Source organism: Pseudomonas subflava (assembly GCF_023823685.1).
In the GTDB taxonomy this organism is placed as follows: Bacteria; Pseudomonadota; Gammaproteobacteria; order Pseudomonadales; family Pseudomonadaceae; genus Aquipseudomonas; species Aquipseudomonas subflava.
The window spans coordinates 1-19181 of record NZ_JAMXBF010000003.1; the positions used below are offsets into that span (position 1 = coordinate 1).

A 19181-nucleotide genomic window follows, 5' to 3' on the forward strand; every position below is an offset into this window, starting at 1 on the left:
GAGTTCGAGCTGGGCCGGCGACCGCTACGGTGGCATCGCCATTCCGCGCATCGGCATGGAAGTGCTGGTCACCTTCCTCGAAGGCGATCCCGACCAACCTTTGGTCACCGGCTGCCTGTACCACAAGGAGCATGTGGTCCCCTACGACCTGCCGGCGAACAAGACCCGGACCGTATTCAAGACCCTGAGCAGTCCGGGCGGCGGTGGCTACAACGAGCTGCGCATCGAGGACCGCAAGGGCCAGGAGCAGATCTACATCCACGCCCAGAAGGACTGGGACGAGAACGTCGAGCACGACCAGAAGATCCGCATCGGCCACGAACGCCACGACACCGTCGAGGCCAACAGCTACACCGAGCTGAAGGCCGAGGAACACCGCACTACCCACAAGGACCGCAAGACCGAGATCCGTGCCAACGACCACCTGACCGTGGGCACCAACCAGCACGTGAAGCTGGGCACGGGGCAGTTCATCGAGGCGGGTAACGAGATCCACCTCTCCAGCGGCCTCAAGGTCGTTCTCGAAGCCGGCGCCGAACTTACCTTCAAGGCCGCCGGCAGCTTCATCAAACTGGACGCCAGCGGCGTCACCCTGGTCGGCCCGCAGATCAAGATCAACTCGGGCGGCGGGCCGGGTAGTGGTAGCGGCGCGGCGCCCATCCTGCCGGGCAAGGCACTGGCGGCAGACAGCGACAAGGCTGGCGAGCTGCTGATTCAAGCTCAGCGCCAGGCGCTGATGCAGAAGAAGCCGCTGTGCGCCATCTGCGAAGCAGCCAAGCGGGAGGCTGCGGATGCCGAGCAATGACCGCCGCCTATTCGAACTACCGGCAGGGTTACCATGGGATGGTCAGGCAAGCCTGCTGCTCGATGGCATCAGCGTGGAAGAGCTGCCACGCCAACTCTACGAATGGAACTCCGAACCCGACTTCGAACCGCTCTACACAGGTACCCGCTGGTCCGATCTGAGCGACGTATCTCCTTGCCTGGTGCGCCTGAGTGGCACTGGCGATTCGACTCTCGCTCAGCATCTGCAGCATGCCGATGAGGAATGGGGCTATCTGCTGTTCAGCAAGGCCAGCTGGGAGGAACAGTTGGCACACCTCCGCTGGCTGAGCAGCGTCAAGCACCCACTGGGCGAAGAGATGCTCCTGCGCTTGGCTGATCCAGCGGTAGCCGGGGCTTTGCTCGGACATGCAGAACAAATCGGCGACGCCACACTGTTCGGACCGTTCGAGCAAATTGCCCTGGTCGACCGCACGAAACATGCCTGGTGCCAGTATTCCCGCCCAGCGACCGCCACCAGAATCTCGCGGGAGCGACCCTACCAACTCTCCGAGGATCAGTTGGAATTGCTAGGCGAAGTCAGCCTGCGCAGCTGCGTTATCCAGCTCGATGCCCATATGCAGGAGTTCTTCCCCAACTACCAGCCCCAGCTGTTGGGCCCGGAGCGCTGGCAACATTTACACGGGCTTGCCTCGAATGCCTATGCGCGCGGCTTCAACAGCGAGCGAGCCATCACCCTATACGCCAACATTTTTGGCTTTCTCGGCGAGCATGCCCTGGAGCGGCACGCTGACATCGCTGCCTTGCTAAATACGCCCTCCGCAGCATCGCCCGAACAGCGTATCGAGCAGGCCGCCGAGCTGGCCAGCGAGCGCGCCGAGTCCATGGAAAGGAATCCCACATGACCGCCCAGCAACCGCCGCGTAGCAGCGGCAAGAATCCCAACCTGGCCCCCAAGAGCAGCAGCGACGCCAAGGCCACAAGCGGTGCCTGCCCGTTGATGAAGAACAAGGTGCAACTGCTGCCACTGCGCTATGGACTGGTCGAACGCCTGGATCCGGCCAGCGAAGTTGCTGTGCCTTACAAACTTAGATCGAGGCCACTGGGCATCCGCTTGCTGCGAGATGGCTGGTTGTATGTGATTGATAACAGCACCGGCTATTTGCATGAGTACCGGGTCGAGAAAGGCCTCGTCACCAAGTTTCTCTGGAAAGGCAAGGAAGCCGATCAGGACAAGCGCCAAGGCAACCTGACCGATGATCGCCTGGTCTTTCCGCGCGGAAGTACCTTACATGTCGGTTTTTCGGAAGTGCAGTGGACTGCATTCAAATGCTCACAGATGCTCAAGAGCCGAGCCGAACGCGACCACTTCATGCAAGTGATTGATCTGACAAAGGCCGATTGCGAAAAAGGTGGCCCCCACCTCCTGACCGAAAAACAGGCCGCCAAATGGATAGCGGAGCTGGCCGAACAACCAGCCGCCACCAAAGCTCCAGCGGGCGCCCACCCCGAGGAAAGCCAGGACTACTGCTGGGAGCACCAGCAGCTCTATCGCAAGACCCAGCTCGGCGAAGTCAAGAAAGCCCTGCTGCCCAAGTACGAGCATGACCACCTCTATCTGGTGCTCAAGGACAGCATCGGCGTCATGCGCGACCTGGCCGACGAGCAGGACAAGGTCGTCGGCTGGATCGACCACTGGGTCGGTCAGCAACGCAAGGAGCTCAAGTACGTTATCGGCAGTTATATCGAAACGCTGATGACAGTGAACAACTCCACCGCTCGCCAAGCAGGCACAAGTGATGACTTGTTCAATAAAACCACTCCTGCCCAACGCGAGAAAATCTACGCATATATCGAGGCCCGTAATAAGTGGTTATGGGAGAAACGCCGGCCCCCGGTAGCGGAAAAGGTTGGCGGCTACTACACCCGCAATGTCGTACCCGATCCTCGCACCATTGCAGCCAAGCGGAACATGGATGCAAAAAAGCAAGCCATGATCGACAGCCTCGGTGAAAAGCTGCACGACGAGCTCGAGGACGATATCGAAAAGCTCGAAGACCAGCACGAAGGGACCCTGGAGGGTAAAGGCTGGGGCGCACGCGGCATCCACGACCTGGTGCGCCACGAGGAAATGAAGAAATACCTCGAAGGCGAGCGTATTTACCTCAAGCGCTGGACTGCCCGCCTGGACCGTATCACCAACGACCGGATAACCATCTTCACCAAAGGCGAATTCCACCGAAGTGCCTGGTACTTCGATCCAGACCATCCCGACCAGTTGATGGCCGCGTTGGTGACAGAGCAGAACTGCGTCCGTGATCTTTGCCGTACCGAGGAAAGTCTCGCTGCCATCGGCGAGTACTTCCACACCTACCCCTACTATGTGCTGCCAGCCTTTCAAACTCGCCTTACCGAAGCATTTCTCTCCAAGCAGATCCCCAAAATCGCCAAGTGGCTGGAGAAGGTCGGTAATGTCAAAAAGGCCATGGCCAAGGCGCTGGCCAAACAGGACGATATCGACGGGCTACTAGGCAGCTATTGGGCCAAAAGCCTGAGTCTGTCGCCTCAGGCTCAGCAGGTTAGCCTGGTGGTCAATGCGGCTTATGTGCCGGCGCTTGCCATGCGCACCGACAAATGGCTGCAAAAAGCCCAGGCGCAACTCCAGACCGGCAACCTGGATAAACTGCTAGATGAGTTCGACAAACATGCCAACAACGGCCAGCGCCTTGGTCAACTGCTCGCGCTGCGACAACAAGAAGCCTGGCTGGCCCCGGCCAAACCGGATGAGGTCCAACGCTTCACCACCACGCTGGCTGACTTCAACAACTTGGTCAACACCGAGGACGAACTGGTCGTCAAGCGCGATCAAGCCAAACGCGACAGTAAGAAACGCAGACTTTCCCCCGCGCAGCGAGAACAGGCTAAGAGGCTCAAACAAGCCTATAACCAGCAACTGGTTCAAATTCGTAGCCAGCGCGACAAACTCCGCCTGCAACTGGAAAGCAACCTTAGCCCAACCAGCACCCTGGCCCAGGGTCACAATGGAGTGCGTATTCGTGGCCTGGACTCGGCCCAGCAGGCCGCTCTGGAGAACGAGATACGCCGCATGAGCAGCGGCCAGCTCAAGGGCTATGGCACTGCCGGTACTTATAAGGCCGCCTTCAAGAGCGCCTGGCTGCCCAGCGTGTTGTTCTATGCGCAAATACAGAATGCCATAGCAGCGCTGGGTACATGGCGCGCCCTCGGAGCAGATCAAAGAACACCTAAAGAGTTCTTCATTATGGCAGGGGCACTCTCAGGCACTGTTTCCGCAGGTTTGTCCATCTACCAAGGCGCCCATACCGCCATGGTGGATACCGTGCTCAAGGCTCTGAATACCAGTACCCAGCCACGCTCAGGAGCGCTCTTCTCAGTCCGCCTCGGCAAGTTAGGCCTGGCTCTGGGTACGCCCATCAGCTTCTTTGCCACACTCGCAGCCCTCGGCACCACCTTGCAGAACTGGAACAAATGGACCGATGCCCTGCTTACGGGAACCACAGGCGAAAGAGTTGGTGCGGCCATGGCCCTGGCCGGCGATATAGGTAGCACCACGGTCGGTGCCGCGACCACTATCAAAGGAGGAATGGATATTTTCCTGCTGGGTCGCGAAGCCACAGTGCTAATGGGGGAAACACCGGCCCTAACCAGGCGCGCCGCGCTGTCCGCCGCCTGGGCAACCCGCGGCGTGCGTTTCATGACATTTGCCACCCGTATCAGCCCCTGGGGACTGGCCTTTACCGGTCTCCAGCTTGGCGGCGAAACGCTCTACAACTACTTCAACCTGGACGATCATCAGCGCTGGCTATTGCAGAGCTGCTGGGGCCACGAGGACATGGCCTGGGACTGGACCAGTCACTACCAGGCGCTGGCCGAGGCAACTTTGAAACCCTTGATAAGTGAAATCGGCCCGACTCAAGACCGCGGCGACGGCGAACTGTGGCGTAGCTATCGCCTAGATGTGCCCGGCCTACGTGCCGCCAGCCTGGCGGAGCACCCCTTGTTCTGGACCGCCGAACTGCGCGGCGGGTTTGAACATGTGCGGGATGTGGGGCAAGAGCTACGCGATAGCCTGCGCGTGATCAGTCGCGAGCCCCTGGCCCTGGAATTACGTCTACCTATTGACTGGTTCGGCCCACAAAGCATGTTATCGCTACGCTTGGTCTGCCAGCCGGAGATGGCTGCAAAACCGCTGCTGGGCGATAAAGGCTACCTGCATTACAGCCTGCCCTTGGTGATGACCCAACTGAAAAAGCCGATCACCGCGGCCAAGACCAGCCCACCACTTAGCTCGACGACGACATTCATCACGATCATGCCGGAGCACCTGCATGCCTGACAGCCAATACGAACGCCTACCTCAAGCCGGCGATATCGAGCGCCAACCGGGCCTGGAAATTCTCTATCTGGCCCCCCGCCCAGTGCCGACCGGTCAAGCCGCAATCAGTGCCCAACAGATGCACCGTGAAATCAACTCCACCTACCTGGATTTTGCCCAAGGCACTGGGCGTATCGAGTTCGGCGTACGGGTCACCATGGGGACCCTTATCGCAGGCTTAGTCTTTTTCTTTACATGCACCGCTTTCCTGGGATGGGTTGACTATGTTGATCGTGGCTCATCTATCTGGGACTTTGTTCTGAAGTTCTTTTTTATGAACTGGTACATGTGGCTCTTTATATTGTTCTTCGCCACAGTCTTTGGCGGCATCTTCGCCTATGCCGTCCATCAGGAAACCCGACATCCCCCCATACGCTTCAATCGCCAACGCCGTGAAGTCTGCTATGCCCCTGCCAAGGGCAAACCGGCTTTTATCCCTTGGGAAGATCTAATCGCCTGCGTCTCGGTGGAGCAGACCATCACCCAATATGCGCTTAACACCCATTTCGCCTTACGTCTAGGATTTCGCGACACCCTGGAAGGGCAGATGTACTGGCTTAGCGTGCCAGCTCCCAGCCTGGTGTTCGCCATCAGCGAGTGGGAGGCACTGCGGGCCTATATGGAGCAAGGCCCCAACGCCCTGCCACCACCACCGCCAGCCGAGTATGAAGAAGGCAGCCTGGCTTACTTCCGAGCGGCCTGCGATATCTACCACGAAGAGCTCGGCTTTATCCGCTACCGCAGCTGGTGGCTGCTGCAGCTCTTCACTGGCTGGACCATCCCCTGCCGTGTTGCCGAATGGTTCAGTCACCTGCCCAAGGCCGGCTTTCCCAAAGCCGTTCGCGAATGGTCTCAACCCCTGCCAGCCGAGCAATGGGTAAAACCTAGCGTAGAACTGTTGAAACAAAGCGCCGAAGTCCAGGCCGCCTACGCCCGCGGCCTGGATTTTATGCAGTACTTCAAGGCCTCTTTCAGCGAATCAGCGGAAAACATACCCACCAACATATCGTCGAGTCGCAAACGCCGTGGCAAGGGCAAAAGTCGCCCGGCAAACGGCGAGGTCGCCAGCTGAATGTCTAGTAGCCCGTGCGAACGCCTGCCTCAAGCCGGGGACTTCGAGCGCGAAGCCGGCACCGAGGTGTTCTACCTGGCGCCCAGGCCGGTGCCCACTGGCATGCCGGCCTTCAGCGGGCAGAACCTGCATCAGGAGGCCAATGAAGTTTTCCTGGATGTGGGCGCCGGCCAGGCCAGCGTCGAGTTCGCCGCTAGGACCTATATCGGCTCAGTCATGACGCTGGTGATATTGCACTCCTTTACGGCGGGTTTGGCTGCCTGGCTACGACGGGATAAAGAGCCATTCTGGCCCAGTTGGCTGCATTACGAACTTAACCCGTTTATGTGGGGCTTTATTGCCTGCATTGCCGCCTTGGCCGGCTACAACATGTTTCGCATTATCCGCAATCTTGGTTCTCGCTCGCCCGTGCGTTTTAACCGCCAGCGCCGCGAAGTGGCCCTGGTGTTTCGCGGCGAAGCCCCTGTCTATGTGCCCTGGGAAGAGGTGATCGCCTGCGTTTCGGCCAGCCAGATCGTCACCCAGTACGCTGTCATGCCCAGCTTTGCCCTAATGCTCGGCCTGCGTGACGCCAGTAGCGGCGATGTCTATTGGGTCACCATCCCCGGCGGCAACCTGGGCCTGGTGGTCAGCGAGTGGGAAGCCATTCGGGTGTATATGGAAGAAGGCCCTGCGGCCCTGCCCACGCCGGTACTGTCCGATGAAGAGTTCCAGGAAGGTACCGTGGCCTACTTCAATATGTGCCGGGGCGTGTACCGCAAGGAACACTGGTGGCCACGTTATGCCTTCGGTTTTCTGGTCATCCATTTCTGCAGCGGCTGGACCTTACCCTGCCACATTGCCCAATGGGTCAACCGCCGTCCCAAGGCCGTCTTTCCACAGGAGGTGCTGGACTGGTCGCAACCCTTGCCCGACGAGCGGCAGGCCAAGCCGAGCGAAGCCCTGCTCAAAGAAAGCGCCGAAATCCGCAAGGCCTTTGCTAAGGGCCAAAACCTGCTGGACTACTACCAGATCAAATTCGCAGACCCAGCCACCGAATCACCTGCCACAGCAGGTTAGAGCATGCTCTGTGGCACACCCGTATCGCCCCGCAGTGGATCGGCTGGCTTTTATCCTTTGGGAAGATCTAACGGCCTGCGTCTCGGTGGAGCAGACCATCAACACCCATTTCGCCTTACGTCTAGGATTTCACGACACCCTGGAAGGGCAGATGTACTGGCTAGCGCGCCAGCTCCTAGTCTGGTGTTCGCCATTAGCGAGTGGGAGGCACTGCGGGTATATATGGAACAAGGCCCCGACGCCCTGCCTCCACACCACCCGCCGAGTATGAGGAAGGCAGCCTGGCCTATTTCCGGGCAACCTGCGATATCTGCCGCGAAGAACTCGGCTTTATCCGCTATCGCAGCTGGTGGCTGTTGCGGTGCTTCACCGATTGGACCATACCTTGCCAGGTCCGAGTGGTTCGGTCACCTGCCCAAGGCCAGTTTTCCCAAAGCCGAGAAGGCCGAACGGGTAGCTCGGCGCTAAGCATTTAAGACAAAGATGGGGGGTTAACCATTACTCCAACACAATCTATACCAGCAGCATCAGCGGAGCGGTGGATCAAATTACTCAGGGAACGGCCATGCAGCAGAAACGGATTCGACTTTTCGCCAACAACGCTCACTTCACCGACAACGAATTTGATCGTTTCAAGCCACTGGTGCGCCAGCCAAACACCCACCGAGGGAAAGTCTTCAGCGCATGTGCCCTGATTCCATTCGGGCTATTCGTGTTGGGCCTGGTGACAGAGCAGGGCTGGTTAGCGTGCATCATGCTCATAGCGACGCCGATCCTCCCTTTTGCAGTTTTCTGGTGGCTTGAGCGTGGCATACCGCCGGACAGGGTCGAGGCATATGCGGAACAGGATGGCCTTCTACTAGAGTTCGAGTGTGGTCACTTTCCAGAGCTCAGTACCGCTATCCGGATTCCGTTTGCCGAAATCGAGTCGATTACTCTGGAATCAAAGACAGTGCATGAAGGGCGGCACGGAACACATCGCTGGAGACAATACCGTATCAAGACCTCTCGCTCAGGTGAGTTTCCACACTTGCTGATCAATACCTTCCGCCCATTGCACTTGGTGATGAGCGATTTACAGCGACTGTCCCCATTGATGCCCCACAGGATAGACATTCATCTTGTGGGTCCACAGAGCGAAATAGCCGCATGCAACGCTCAGTGGAAAGGCGAATATTCAACGGAGTAGCGATAACCTAGGCAGCCTTGGGCTGCCCTTGACCTCGAAAATGGCGAACCACCCACACAAGCATGGCTAACCCCAACAACGCCGCCCCAAGGAACAGCCCCTGATATCCCACCACCTTGGCCACCACCCCGCTGCACGCTCCCACCACACCTGCCAGCAGCACCTGCGCACTGGCCTGCAGAGTGAAGTCCGCACCCTCGTGTTCGGGGCGGCACATGCGCATCATCACGGCGAACAGGGCGACGGTGGACATCCCATCGGCGGCCTGCTCGAACAGCGAGACCGCGTAGACCAGCCCTGCATCGCCGCCTCGCCCCACCAGCAGTGCCATGCCGGCAATACCCAGGGCCTGCAGCGCGCCAAAGACCAATAAAGACCGAAGGGCGCCGATGCGCGCGTAGAGCAGGCCACCGAGCAAGGCGCCGCCGATGCCGGCCAGGCTGCTGATCAGGGTCAGCTGGCCAAGGGCAGTGGTGTCCCAACCCTGATCCACCAGCATCGGCTTGATCATCGGCGAGCCGAGGGCGTCGCCAAGCTTGAACGTCAGAACCACCGCCAACCAGGCCAGCATGCCCGGCTGGGCCAGCAGCCCCTTGTAGTGTCGCCAAAGCAAACCGGGGCCGGCGGGTTCGGACTGCTCGATGTACTGTGGCAGCAGGCGCTTCTCGGGAAATAGCCAGATCGGCAGGGTCAGTAGCAGCAAGGCACCCGCCAACAGGCCAATAGAAAGATTCCAGCCCAGACCACCGATCACCAGCAGCAGGCCGCTGCCGCTGGCCAGCATGCCCACCTTGTAGCCGCCCACCTGCAGGCTGTTGCCCAGGCCACGCCAGCGCTCCGGCAGCAGGCGCACGGCCAGGCCATCGGTGGCCACGTCCTGCGTAGCAGCGCTCAGGTTGATGATCAGCAGCGTGCCCAGCAGCAGCCAGAACGCGCTGCCAAACAGCGCTTGCGGTGCAATCAGGGCAAGGCCGGCCAGGCATAGAACCACCACGCCCTGCAGCGGCAGAATCCAGCCGCGGTGATGACCCAAGCGGCGCGAGCCGATGCGGTCGACCCAGGGCGCCCACAGCACCTTGAGCAACCAGGGCAACGCGAGCAATTTGAGCAGCCCGATCAGCGCCAGGTCGACGCCGTTCTGCCGTAGCAGCACCGGCAGCGAGTGGGCGACCAGCCCCGACGGCAGGCCCTGCGCGCAGTAGAGAGAGGCGAGCAGTACCAGCATGGTGCTGCCAGGGCGGGAGGTTGGGGTCACGGATAAAGTCCCTCTGAATGGGTATGACGCGGCCACGAAGCGGCAGAATGCACCGCACGAAATAGAATATAAACCTCCAAAAACATTCTTAGACTATCTAAGGTCCAAGCCTTATCTTCTCGCCCCTGCGAGGCCGCTCCAGAGCGTCCCGATACCTCACACGAGATTCGCACGCGTAAGGACGCCCATGCCCTGGGACTCTCTTTCCCTGATGTTCGTCGCGGCCCTGCTGGTCTGGCTGCTGGTTTCCTTCGTTCGCGAGAAGTGGAGCCCCGACGTGGTCGCGGCCATTGCCGTGGCGGCGCTGCTGGTGACGCAGATTCTCACGCCCGGCGAGGTGCTGGGTGTGCTGAGCAACTCTGCGCCGGCCACCATCGCCTGCATGTTCGTGCTCTCCGCGGCGCTGGAGCGCACCGGCTGCATCGACGCCCTGGGCAACTGGCTGGGCAACCTGGTGGGCAACGACCCGGTGCGCGTCCTGGCCGGGCTGATGCTCACGGCGCTGACCATTTCGGCCTTCCTCAACAACACACCGGTGGTGGCCATCCTCACTCCCGTGGCCATCGCCCTGGCCAAGCGCGCCAACGGCTCGCCGTCCAAGCTGTTGATTCCCCTGTCGTTCGCCACCGTGCTCGGCGGCATGCTGACCATGATCGGCACCTCCACCAACATCCTGGTTGATGGCGTGGCACGCAAGGCCGGCCTCGAGCCCTTCGGCATGTTCGAGATCACGCCCGCGGCGCTGGCCTTCTGCGTGGTCGGCTTCGCTTATCTGATGCTGTTCAGTAACCGCCTGCTGCCGGATCGGGACACCCTGTCCAAGCAGCTGCGGCCCAACCTCGACCGCACTTTCATGACCGAGTTGCTGGTGCCGCACGATTCCCCGGTGATCGGCAAGAGCCTGTCCGAGGCGCACCTCAACGGTGGCAGCGGCCTGCAGGTGCTGAAGATCTTCCGCGACCAGCAGGAGCTGACCGAGCCCACCGGCGACACCCTGCTGCAGGCCGGCGACCTGCTCGTGCTGCACGGCCAGGTCAAGGACATGGTGGACATGCGCGAGAGCAACCGCCTGAGCTTCAACCGCGGCGAAGCCTTCGAGACCGTCAGCAGCCACGACGTCATTCTCGCCGAGGCCATCGTCGGCCGCGGCTCCCGCTACAGCAACCGCCCCATGCGCGACCTCGACCTCACCGCCCGCTACGGCATCGCCGTGCTGGCCGTACATCGTCAGGACGAGAACGTCTCCGGCAACCTGGACGACTTCCACCTGCAGTTCGGCGACGTGATGCTGGTGGAGGGCACGCCGGCGCAGATCAAGCGCTTCGCCGACAACGGCGAGCTGATCAGTCTCAACACCGTGCAGGAGCGCGCCTACCGCCGCGACAAGGCGCCCATCGCCATCGTCGCCACGCTGGCGGTGATGCTGCTGGCGGCCTTCGAGGTGATGCCCATCGAGGGGCTGGCGATGATCGCCTGCGCCGTGGTGATCGCCACTCGCTGCCTGGACGTGGAAGATGCCTACAAGGCGGTCGACTGGAAGATTCTCAGCCTGATCTTCGGCATGCTGGCCATCAGCATCGCGATGGACAAGGTCGGCCTGATCGACCTGATCGTCAGCCACACCATGGGCGCATTGCCCAACGCCAGCCCGCTGCTGGTACTCGGCTTCGTCTATCTGCTGACCACCTGCCTCACCGAACTCCTGTCGAACAATGCCGTGGCGGTCCTGGTCACGCCGGTAGCCATCGGCATCGCCCAAAGCCTGGGGCTGGACCCGCGCCCGTTCGTGGTCGCGGTGATGTTCGCCGCCAGCGTCAGCTTCGCCACGCCCATCGGCTATCAGACCAACACCTTCGTCTACAACGCCGGCGGTTACCGCTTCAGCGACTTCATGCGCATCGGCATTCCGCTGAACATCCTCATGGTCGGCGTCGCCATGATCGTCATTCCGCTGATCTGGCCGCTGGTGCCCGCCTGACGCCTGCCTTGCAATGGGCCATGCTCGACTCCAGATAGAGGCCACCGCCACCTGGAGTCGATCATGAGCGAGCCTCTGCTGATCCCCTGCCCGGCCTGCAACGGCCTCAACCGCATCCCGACCGAGCGCCTGGCCGATGCGCCGCGCTGCGGCCGCTGCAAGAGCGCGGTGCTGCCGGGCACACCCTTCGAGCTCAACCAGGCGTCCTTCGCCGTCCAGCTCAGGGGCGATCTGCCGCTGCTGGTCGATGTCTGGGCCGACTGGTGCGGGCCGTGCAAGGCCTTCGCGCCGACGTTCCAGCAGGCCGCCAGCCAGCTGCAGGGCCGCTGCCGCCTGGGCAAGCTGGACAGCGAGGCCAACCCGCAATTGGCCGGTCAGCTCGGCATCCGCTCCATCCCCAGCCTGATCCTGTTCCGCGGCGGCGTGGAAGTGGCCCGCCAGGCCGGCGCACTGCCGCTGCCACAGCTGCTCGCCTGGCTGCGCAGCCAGGGCATCGCCTGAGCGGATCGGTCAGCTGCGGCGAGCGCCGCGGTCATTGCCGGCGCGGCACCAGCGGCTAGTCTCGGGCAAAACCGCCAGGAGCCCCGCCATGCCACTGCCCGCCGAGATGGCCCGCGTGTTCACCGAAGAGAAGATCGATTTCGTCAAACGCTGCGGCCTCAAGGCCGAGCAGCTGGAGCCCGGCTTCGTGCGCCTGCGCATGCCGCTGGCCGGCAACCAGAACCACATCGGCACCCTCTACGCCGGCGCCCTCTTCACCCTGGCCGAGATTCCCGGCGGCGCGCTGTTCCTCACCAGCTTCGACGTGCAGCGCTTCTACCCGCTGATCAAGGAGATGAATCTGCGCTTCCGCCGTCCGGCGAGCAGCGACATCAGCGTCGAGGTGCACCTGGCCGCCGAGGAAATCGAGCGCATCCAGGAAGAGGCCGAACGCAACGGCAAGGCCGACTACCGTCTCGAGCTGCAACTGCGCGACGAGGGTGGCGAAGTGGTGGCGGAAACGAGCGCTCTGTACCAATTGCGCAAACACTGACGTGCGGAGCTTGTCCCCGGGCCAAAGCGGGTCTATTTAGAAAGCTCATTCTAAAAACCCGCAGAGGTTTTCACTGGCGCCACGCATGGACGGGCGCACCGAGGGGAATGCAATGACAGGACACGTCCTCATCGCGCACGACCTGCGCGGCACCGCCGATCTCGCGCTGCGGCGCGCCAGCCAGCTGGCCCGCCAGCACAACGCCAGGCTCACCCTGCTGCACGTCTTCGACCCCAAGATCGACCAGGCCGAGCGCGAGCGCATCGAACAGGCGCTCGACCGCAGCCTCACCGAGTTCGCCCCGCCGGGCAGCCAGCTGCGCCTGTGCCAGGGCAAGCCGGCCGAAGGCGTGCTGGAACAGGTGCAACAGACGGGCGCCGACCTGCTGGTACTGGGCGCCCATCACCAGCGCCACGAGTTCTTTTCCGGCACCACGCTGGACCGCATCGCCCGGCGCTGCCCGGTGCCGTTGCTGCTGGTCGCCCGCGACGAGGCGACGCCCTACCGCAGCGCCCTGGCTGCCATCGACTTCTCCCTGTGCGCCTGCACGGCGCTGCATCAGGCCTGCCTGCTGCTGCCGAGCGAGGCCGCCATCCATGCCCTGCACGTGTTCGAGTCGCAGAAGAACGCCGCGGAAAGCGAGCTGCCCACCCAGCGGGCGCTGATCGATCAGTTGCTCCACGACGAGGCGCAGCGCCTGCCGCCGGGCACCCCCACGCTGAGCCACGAAGTACGCACCGGCAGCATCCTGCGCACCCTGCAGGAGCACATCGCCAGCCAGCATCCGCAGCTGCTGGTCCTCGGCAGCCATGGGCGCGGCGCGCTCTCCCAGGCGTTGCTCGGCAGCCTGGCGCAGCACTACCTGCACAAGGCGCCCTGCGACATCTTCGTGGTGCGCTGAGCCAGCTGCGCGTCGGCCATGCGTGGTTGAAATCATGGCCGAGCCGCGCAGGCTCGGGCTGCTCATCTACAACGAGCAAACTCCGCGCCCTCGCCTGATTTCGCCTAGCCTGGCTCTAGCTCGCGCGCCCTCCACCCTAGAAATGAAAAAGGCGCCCTCGGGCGCCTTTTCATGACTGGGAAACTCAGCCTTCCAGCAGGTTGTGCAACTCGACGAACTGCTGGGTCAGCTTGTGGCTGCGGTCCAGGTGAATCAGCGGAACGCAGGCGTGGTGCGACTCGCGCATCTTCACCGAGCTCATCAGGTTGACCGGCAGCACCGGCAGGCCTTCCGCGACCAGCTCGTCGAGCAGCTGCTGCGGCAGGGTCGCGCGCGGCTGGAACTGGTTGACCACGATGCCCTCGACCTGCAGATCCTCGTTGTGGTCCTCCTTCAGCTCCTCGATCTCCTGCAGCAGGCCGTACAGGGCGTTGCGCGAGAAGCTGTCGCAGTCGAAGGGAATCAGCACGCGATCGGCGGCGATCAGCGCAGAAACGGTGTAGAAATTCAGCGCCGGCGGGGTATCCAGGTAGATCCGTTCGTAATCCTCCGACAGGTCCTCCAGCAGTTTGCGCAGCTTGTTGATCTTGTGCTTCTGCTCCAGCTTGGGCTGCAGCTCGGCCAGCTCGGCCGTGGCGGTGATCACATGGAGGTTGTCGTACGGCGTCTCGTAGATATCCACCTTGCCCTTCTTGAAGGCGGTGGCGGAGAGCGTCTGCTTGAAGAAATCGGCGATGCCGGTGGGAATCTCGTCGCCGGTCAGGCCGGTGAGGTAGTGGGTGGAGTTGGCCTGAGCGTCGAGGTCGATGAGCAGGGTGCGATAGCCCTCGGCCGCACTCACCGCCGCCAGGTTGCAGGCAATGCTGGACTTGCCTACGCCGCCTTTCTGATTGAACACCACGCGCCGCATGAGACACCTCCCTGATTGCAGATGGTTGGGGATTCTATGCAAAGGCCGTGGCAAAGGGCGAGGAATAAGCGCCACGGCGTTCAACCTCTGGTCAGGACGGCGCCGCCGGGATTTGCGCGTCCCCCGCACCGTCTGGATAATGCCAGCACCTCGCCATGGTCCCGGCCACCCCCTCCGCTGGCGGGACCGCAGTAGACAAGGACGCCCTGGGAAGGGGCCGAGAAGAGCTCTCAGCGTGACTCAATTCAGGATCGAACACTGGCGCGCCTGGGCTCCCGGCCTGGACGGCGCAGCCGACTGGCACGCCTGGCAACAGGCCCCCTTCGCCCCGCAGGACGGCGGCGAACAGCCCGATGTCGGCTTTCTTCCGGCCCTGCAGCGTCGTCGCCTGAGCCGCCTGGCCCGCATGGCCTTCCATGTCGCCTGGCCGCTGGCCGATGCCGCCGGTCCGCTGCCGCTGGTGTTCGCCTCGCGCCACGGCGAGACCCCGCGCACCCTGGCCATCCTCGAAGACCTGGCCCGCGACGAGCCGCTCTCGCCGACCCAGTTCAGCCTCTCGGTGCACAACGCGATCATCGGCCTGTGGTCGATCCAGCGCGGCGATACCAGCGAGATGACCGCCCTGGCCGCCGAGGGCGACGGCCTGGAGCAGGCCGTGCTGGAGGCCGCCACCCTGCTCGGCGAGGGCTCGCCCGGCGTGCTGCTGATCGTCGCCGAGGAAAACCCGCCCGCGCTCTACGGCCCCTACATCGACGACGTGCCCTTCCCCTACGCCGTGGCCCTGCTGCTGCGCCCGGGCGCCGACTGGCAGCTGCAACTCGCCGAGGGCGCCGGCCCGCGCGCCGCCTGGCCGCATGCCCTGGAACTGGTCCGCGCCCTCAGCGGCGGCGCGGATTCCCTGCAACATCACTGGAAACGCCGGCAATGGAACTGGTCACGCATCGGGGCCTGAGCCCCTACAGCGCGCCCTACTGGTGGCGCCTGATCGCCACCGCGCTGAGCTTCACCCTGTTCGGCGTCGGCGGCGTGCTGCTGCGCCTCGTGGTGTTTCCGCTGCTGGCCCTTCTGCCCGGCGACGCGCTGGCGCGTCGCACCCGCGCCCGCGCCGTGGTCAGCCGCACCTTCTACTGGTTCGTCCAGTTCATGTTCCGCAGCGGCGTGCTGACCTACGAGGTGGAGGGCGCCGAACGCCTGGGCCGCCCGGGGCAGATGGTGATCGCCAACCACCCCTCGCTGATCGACGTGGTGGTGCTGATCGCCTTCATCCGCGACGCCAACTGCGTGGTCAAGCAGAGTCTGTGGGACGACCCCTGCATGCGTGGGCCGATTCGCGCCGCCGGCTATATCAGCAACAGCGGCAGCATGGACATGCTCGAAGAGGCGGCCGCCGCGCTGGAGCAGGGCCAGACCCTGATCGTCTTCCCCGAGGGCACCCGCACCACGCCGGGACAGGCGCCGGAATTCCACCGCGGCGCGGCGGCCATCGCCGTGCGCGGCGCCCGCATCGTCACCCCGGTGGTGATCAGCGTAACGCCGACCACCCTGACCAAGGCCGAGCCGTGGTGCAGCATTCCGTCGCGCCGTTTCCATTTTCGCCTGCGGGTCGGGGAGGATATCGACCCGCGGCAATTCACCGAGCAGGCGCCACTGCCGATTGCCTCGCGCAAGCTCAACGACCATCTGCACCAACACTTCATGAGGGAGCTCGCAACAGATGAGCGATCTGCAAACTGAGATCAAGAACCTGATCATCGAGGCCCTGGGCCTGGAAGACATGGCCGCCGAGGACATCGCCGCGGACCTGACCCTGTTCGGCGAAGGCCTGGGCCTGGATTCGGTGGACGCCCTGGAGCTGGGCCTGGCCATCCAGAAGCGTTTCGGCATCAAGATCGACGCCGAAGCCAAGGACACCCGCCAGCACTTCGCCAACGTGGCCAGCCTGGCGGCTTTCGTCGCCTCGAAACAGGCCGCCTGAGGACGTTAGCGATGCAAAGCCGTGAAGATATTTTCGCCACCCTGCAGGGCGCCCTGGTGGAGCTGTTCGAGCTGGACGCCGAGCGCGTGACACTCGACGCCAACCTCTACGAAGACCTGGAAATCGACAGCATCGACGCCGTCGACCTGATCGACCACATCAAGCGCCAGACCGGCAAGAAGATCGCCGCCGAGGAGTTCAAGGCCGTACGCACCGTCGGTGACGTGGTCGAGGCCGTGTACCAGGTGGTCAACGCCGAAGCGGCCGCCGGCTAAGCCATGGGGCGTCTGTTTGGCCTGCTGCTGGTGGTGGCCGGCCTGCTCTACCCCTTTGCCGTGTACTACGGCATGGAGCACCTGTCGCCACGCCTGTTCGCCGCCCTGCTCGGCGGCCTGTGGCTGGCCCGCGTCCTGACTCAGCCCGGCAAGCCCGGCGCCCTGTGGATGGCCGGCGCCGCCCTAGCCTTCTGCGCGCTGCTCGGCCTGGCTGGCGAGCCGGCGCTGCTGCGCTGGTACCCGGTGCTGCTCAACCTGATGCTGCTGGCGCTGTTCGGCCTGTCGCTGAAGTTCGGCCCGCCGCTGGTGGAACGCCTGGCCCGCCTGCGCGAGCCGGAGCTGCCGGAGCACGCGGTGCGCTACACGCGCAAGGTCACCGGCGTCTGGGCCGGTTTCTTCCTGGCCAACGCCCTGGTGGTGGTGGCCCTGACCCTGTGGGCGCCGCTGAGCTGGTGGATGCTGTACACCGGGCTGATCGCCTATGCCCTGATGGGCCTGTTGTTTGCCGCTGAGTGGTTGATCCGCCAGCAAGTAAGGAGGCATGGATGACCTGGCTGCCGCTCGCCGAGCTGCTGCTGCAACCCCTGGCCGGCCGCGCCGTGGCGCTGGAGCCGGCGCTCGACCATGCCCAGCTGCAACAGCGCGCCCTGCGCATGGCCGGAGCGCTGCAGGCGCGCGGCGTGCAGCGCGTGGCGCTGTACCTGGAAGACGCCGGTGAGCTGGCCATCGCCCTGCTCGGCGCCTGGCGTGCCGGGGTCGCCGTGCTGCTGCCGGCCGATGCCCAGGCGCAGAGCCGCCAGCGCCTGAGCGAACAGACCGATCTGTGGCTGGACTCGCTCGTAGATCTGGACGGTGAGCCCCTGGCTCCCGCCGCCCTGAATCTCGACACCTGTAGCCTGACCCTGTGCACCTCCGGCTCCAGCGGTGAGCCCAAGCTGATCGACAAGTCCCTGCGCCAGCTGGCCAACGAGGTCGACGCCCTGGAACAGCTGTGGGGCCAGGATCTCGCCGGCGCGACCATCTTCGGCAGCGTCGCCGCCCAGCATATCTACGGCCTGCTGTTCCGCGTGCTCTGGCCGCTGTGCGCCGGCCGCCCTTTCTGGCGCCGCGCCCTGCCCTTCCCCGAAGACCTGCAGCGCGAGAGCCTCGGCCAGCCGGCGTTCGCCTGGGTGGCCAGTCCCGCCTTGTTGAAGCGCATGGGCGACAACCTCGACTGGAATGCCCTGGGCGTGGTCCGCCGGGTGTTCTCCTCCGGCGGCGCGCTGCCGGCGGAGGTTTCCGTCGAACTGGGCGCCCAGCTCGGCCAACAGCCGAGCGAGATCTACGGCAGCTCCGAGACCGGCGGCATCGCCTGGCGCCAGGGCGGCGAGCTGTGGCAGCCGTTCCCCGGCGTGAAGTTGGGCCTGAACGACGAGGGCGCCCTGCGCATCGCCTCGCCCTACCTGCCGGCCGGGCACATCGAGCAAAGCGCGGATGCCGCCGAGCTGCAGGCCGATGGCCGCTTCGCCCTGCGCGGGCGCCTGGACCGCATCGTCAAGCTGGAAGAAAAACGCATTTCCCTGCCCATGCTGGAGCAGGCGCTGCTGAATCATGAATGGGTCGCCGATGCCCGCCTCGGGGTGATCCAGGAAGGCCGCGCCTTCCTCGGCGCCCTGCTGGCGCTGAGCCCGGCCGGCCTGCACGCCCTGCGCAACCGGGGCCGCAAGACCGTCACCGAAACCCTGCGCAAGCACCTGGCCGGCCACTGCGAGGCCATCGCGCTGCCGCGGCGCTGGCGACTGCTGCTGGAGCTGCCCTACAGCAGCCAGGGCAAGCTGGCGCAGAGCACCGTCGACGAACTGGTCGCCGCGCCGCGCCCGACCCGCGTCGAGCCGCGCAAGGCCGAGCTGGTCGACGGCGAATGGCAGCTGGAGCTGGACGTGCCCCCGGATCTGGCCCATTTCACCGGCCACTTCCCGCAGACCCCGGTACTGCCCGGCGTGGTGCAGATCGACTGGGCCCAGCAGCTGGCGCGTAGCCTGATCGAAGAGCTGCCGCCGCGCTTCTGCGGCATGGAAGTGCTCAAGTTCCAGCAATTGGTGCGCCCCGGCGACCGCATCCAGCTGACCCTGCGTTTCGACGCCGAGCGCGGCAAGTTGTACTTCGCCTACCGCAATGGCGAGGCGCCGTGCTCGTCCGGGCGCATCCTGCTGGGGGCGATGCAGTGAGGCTGTGGGTGTCTGACGCCGCCTTCGTAGGGTGGATGGCCGCAGCCATCCACCATGGTGGGCAAGCCTTCGGCGTTGCCCACCCTACGCC

General features: G+C 63.7%; 18 protein-coding genes. 16 read left to right on the top strand and 2 right to left on the bottom strand.

The annotated features are described in order from the left end of the window. The 6 genes from NF616_RS03445 to NF616_RS03470 all read left to right on the top strand — a co-directional run. On the top strand, positions 1-805 hold an 805-nt coding region (locus NF616_RS03445; RefSeq protein ID WP_252271660.1), incomplete at its 5' end, for a type VI secretion system Vgr family protein. After that, positions 792-1688, top strand: coding sequence for a DUF4123 domain-containing protein (locus tag NF616_RS03450; RefSeq protein ID WP_252271661.1), 897 nt, complete (start codon positions 792-794; stop codon positions 1686-1688). The genes NF616_RS03445 and NF616_RS03450, both read left to right, overlap by 14 nt. Next, positions 1685-5158: a toxin VasX gene (locus NF616_RS03455; protein ID WP_252271662.1), complete on the top strand. Its 3474-nt coding sequence runs from the start codon at positions 1685-1687 to the stop codon at positions 5156-5158. Before NF616_RS03450 ends, NF616_RS03455 begins: the two co-directional genes overlap by 4 nt. Continuing rightward, positions 5151-6269 (top strand): hypothetical protein, encoded by a 1119-nt coding sequence (locus NF616_RS03460; protein ID WP_252271663.1) that lies wholly within the window; start codon positions 5151-5153, stop codon positions 6267-6269. The genes NF616_RS03455 and NF616_RS03460 overlap by 8 nt, the downstream gene beginning before the upstream one ends. Continuing rightward, positions 6270-7328: a hypothetical protein gene (locus NF616_RS03465; protein ID WP_252271664.1), complete on the top strand. Its 1059-nt coding sequence runs from the start codon at positions 6270-6272 to the stop codon at positions 7326-7328. A gap of 565 nt (positions 7329-7893) precedes the next feature. After that, complete coding sequence (locus tag NF616_RS03470; RefSeq protein WP_252271665.1) at positions 7894-8517, top strand: hypothetical protein; 624 nt, start codon at positions 7894-7896, stop codon at positions 8515-8517. 7 nt (positions 8518-8524) lie between these two features. Here NF616_RS03470 and NF616_RS03475 read toward each other — a convergent pair whose 3' ends face one another. After that, positions 8525-9772, bottom strand: coding sequence for an MFS transporter (locus NF616_RS03475; protein ID WP_252271666.1), 1248 nt, complete (start codon positions 9770-9772; stop codon positions 8525-8527). Positions 9773-9959: 187 nt separating this feature from the next. On the opposite strand from NF616_RS03475, the gene NF616_RS03480 reads away from it, so the two are divergent. The 4 genes from NF616_RS03480 (at position 9960) to NF616_RS03495 (ending at position 13684) form a co-directional block, all read left to right on the top strand. Beyond that, positions 9960-11750: an SLC13 family permease gene (locus tag NF616_RS03480; RefSeq protein ID WP_252271667.1), complete on the top strand. Its 1791-nt coding sequence runs from the start codon at positions 9960-9962 to the stop codon at positions 11748-11750. A 63-nt stretch (positions 11751-11813) separates the two neighbouring features. Then, complete coding sequence (gene trxC / locus NF616_RS03485) at positions 11814-12251, top strand: thioredoxin TrxC (RefSeq protein WP_252271668.1); 438 nt, start codon at positions 11814-11816, stop codon at positions 12249-12251. Positions 12252-12339: 88 nt separating this feature from the next. Beyond that, on the top strand, positions 12340-12783 hold the full coding sequence (locus NF616_RS03490) for a YiiD C-terminal domain-containing protein (RefSeq protein ID WP_252271669.1): 444 nt from the start codon (positions 12340-12342) through the stop codon (positions 12781-12783). A gap of 112 nt (positions 12784-12895) precedes the next feature. Continuing rightward, a complete protein-coding gene (locus NF616_RS03495; RefSeq protein WP_252271670.1) occupies positions 12896-13684 on the top strand; it encodes a universal stress protein in 789 nt (262 codons plus the stop codon). Positions 13685-13868: 184 nt separating this feature from the next. On the opposite strand, the gene NF616_RS03500 is transcribed toward NF616_RS03495, so the two are convergent. After that, positions 13869-14633 carry a ParA family protein gene (locus NF616_RS03500; RefSeq protein WP_252271671.1) on the bottom strand — a complete coding sequence of 255 codons (765 nt, stop codon included), beginning with the start codon at positions 14631-14633 and terminating at the stop codon, positions 13869-13871. 235 nt (positions 14634-14868) lie between these two features. Here NF616_RS03500 and NF616_RS03505 point away from each other — a divergent pair, with 235 nt between their 5' ends. The 6 genes from NF616_RS03505 to NF616_RS03530 are packed head-to-tail and all read left to right on the top strand — an operon-like array spanning position 14869 to position 19090. Beyond that, entirely contained in the window at positions 14869-15585 is a 717-nt protein-coding gene (locus tag NF616_RS03505; protein WP_252271672.1) for a beta-ketoacyl synthase chain length factor, read from the top strand. Beyond that, positions 15558-16367: a lysophospholipid acyltransferase family protein gene (locus NF616_RS03510; protein ID WP_252271673.1), complete on the top strand. Its 810-nt coding sequence runs from the start codon at positions 15558-15560 to the stop codon at positions 16365-16367. The genes NF616_RS03505 and NF616_RS03510 overlap by 28 nt, the downstream gene beginning before the upstream one ends. After that, positions 16348-16608, top strand: coding sequence for a phosphopantetheine-binding protein (locus NF616_RS03515; RefSeq protein WP_043310266.1), 261 nt, complete (start codon positions 16348-16350; stop codon positions 16606-16608). Before NF616_RS03510 ends, NF616_RS03515 begins: the two co-directional genes overlap by 20 nt. 11 nt (positions 16609-16619) lie before the next feature. Then, positions 16620-16883, top strand: a complete 264-nt coding sequence (locus tag NF616_RS03520) for an acyl carrier protein (protein WP_252271674.1) — start codon at positions 16620-16622, stop codon at positions 16881-16883. A gap of 3 nt (positions 16884-16886) precedes the next feature. Beyond that, positions 16887-17432: a COG4648 family protein gene (locus tag NF616_RS03525; RefSeq protein WP_252271675.1), complete on the top strand. Its 546-nt coding sequence runs from the start codon at positions 16887-16889 to the stop codon at positions 17430-17432. After that, positions 17429-19090 (top strand): acyl-CoA synthetase family protein, encoded by a 1662-nt coding sequence (locus NF616_RS03530; protein ID WP_252271676.1) that lies wholly within the window; start codon positions 17429-17431, stop codon positions 19088-19090. The genes NF616_RS03525 and NF616_RS03530 overlap by 4 nt, the downstream gene beginning before the upstream one ends. The last annotated feature ends 91 nt before the right edge of the window (positions 19091-19181 follow it).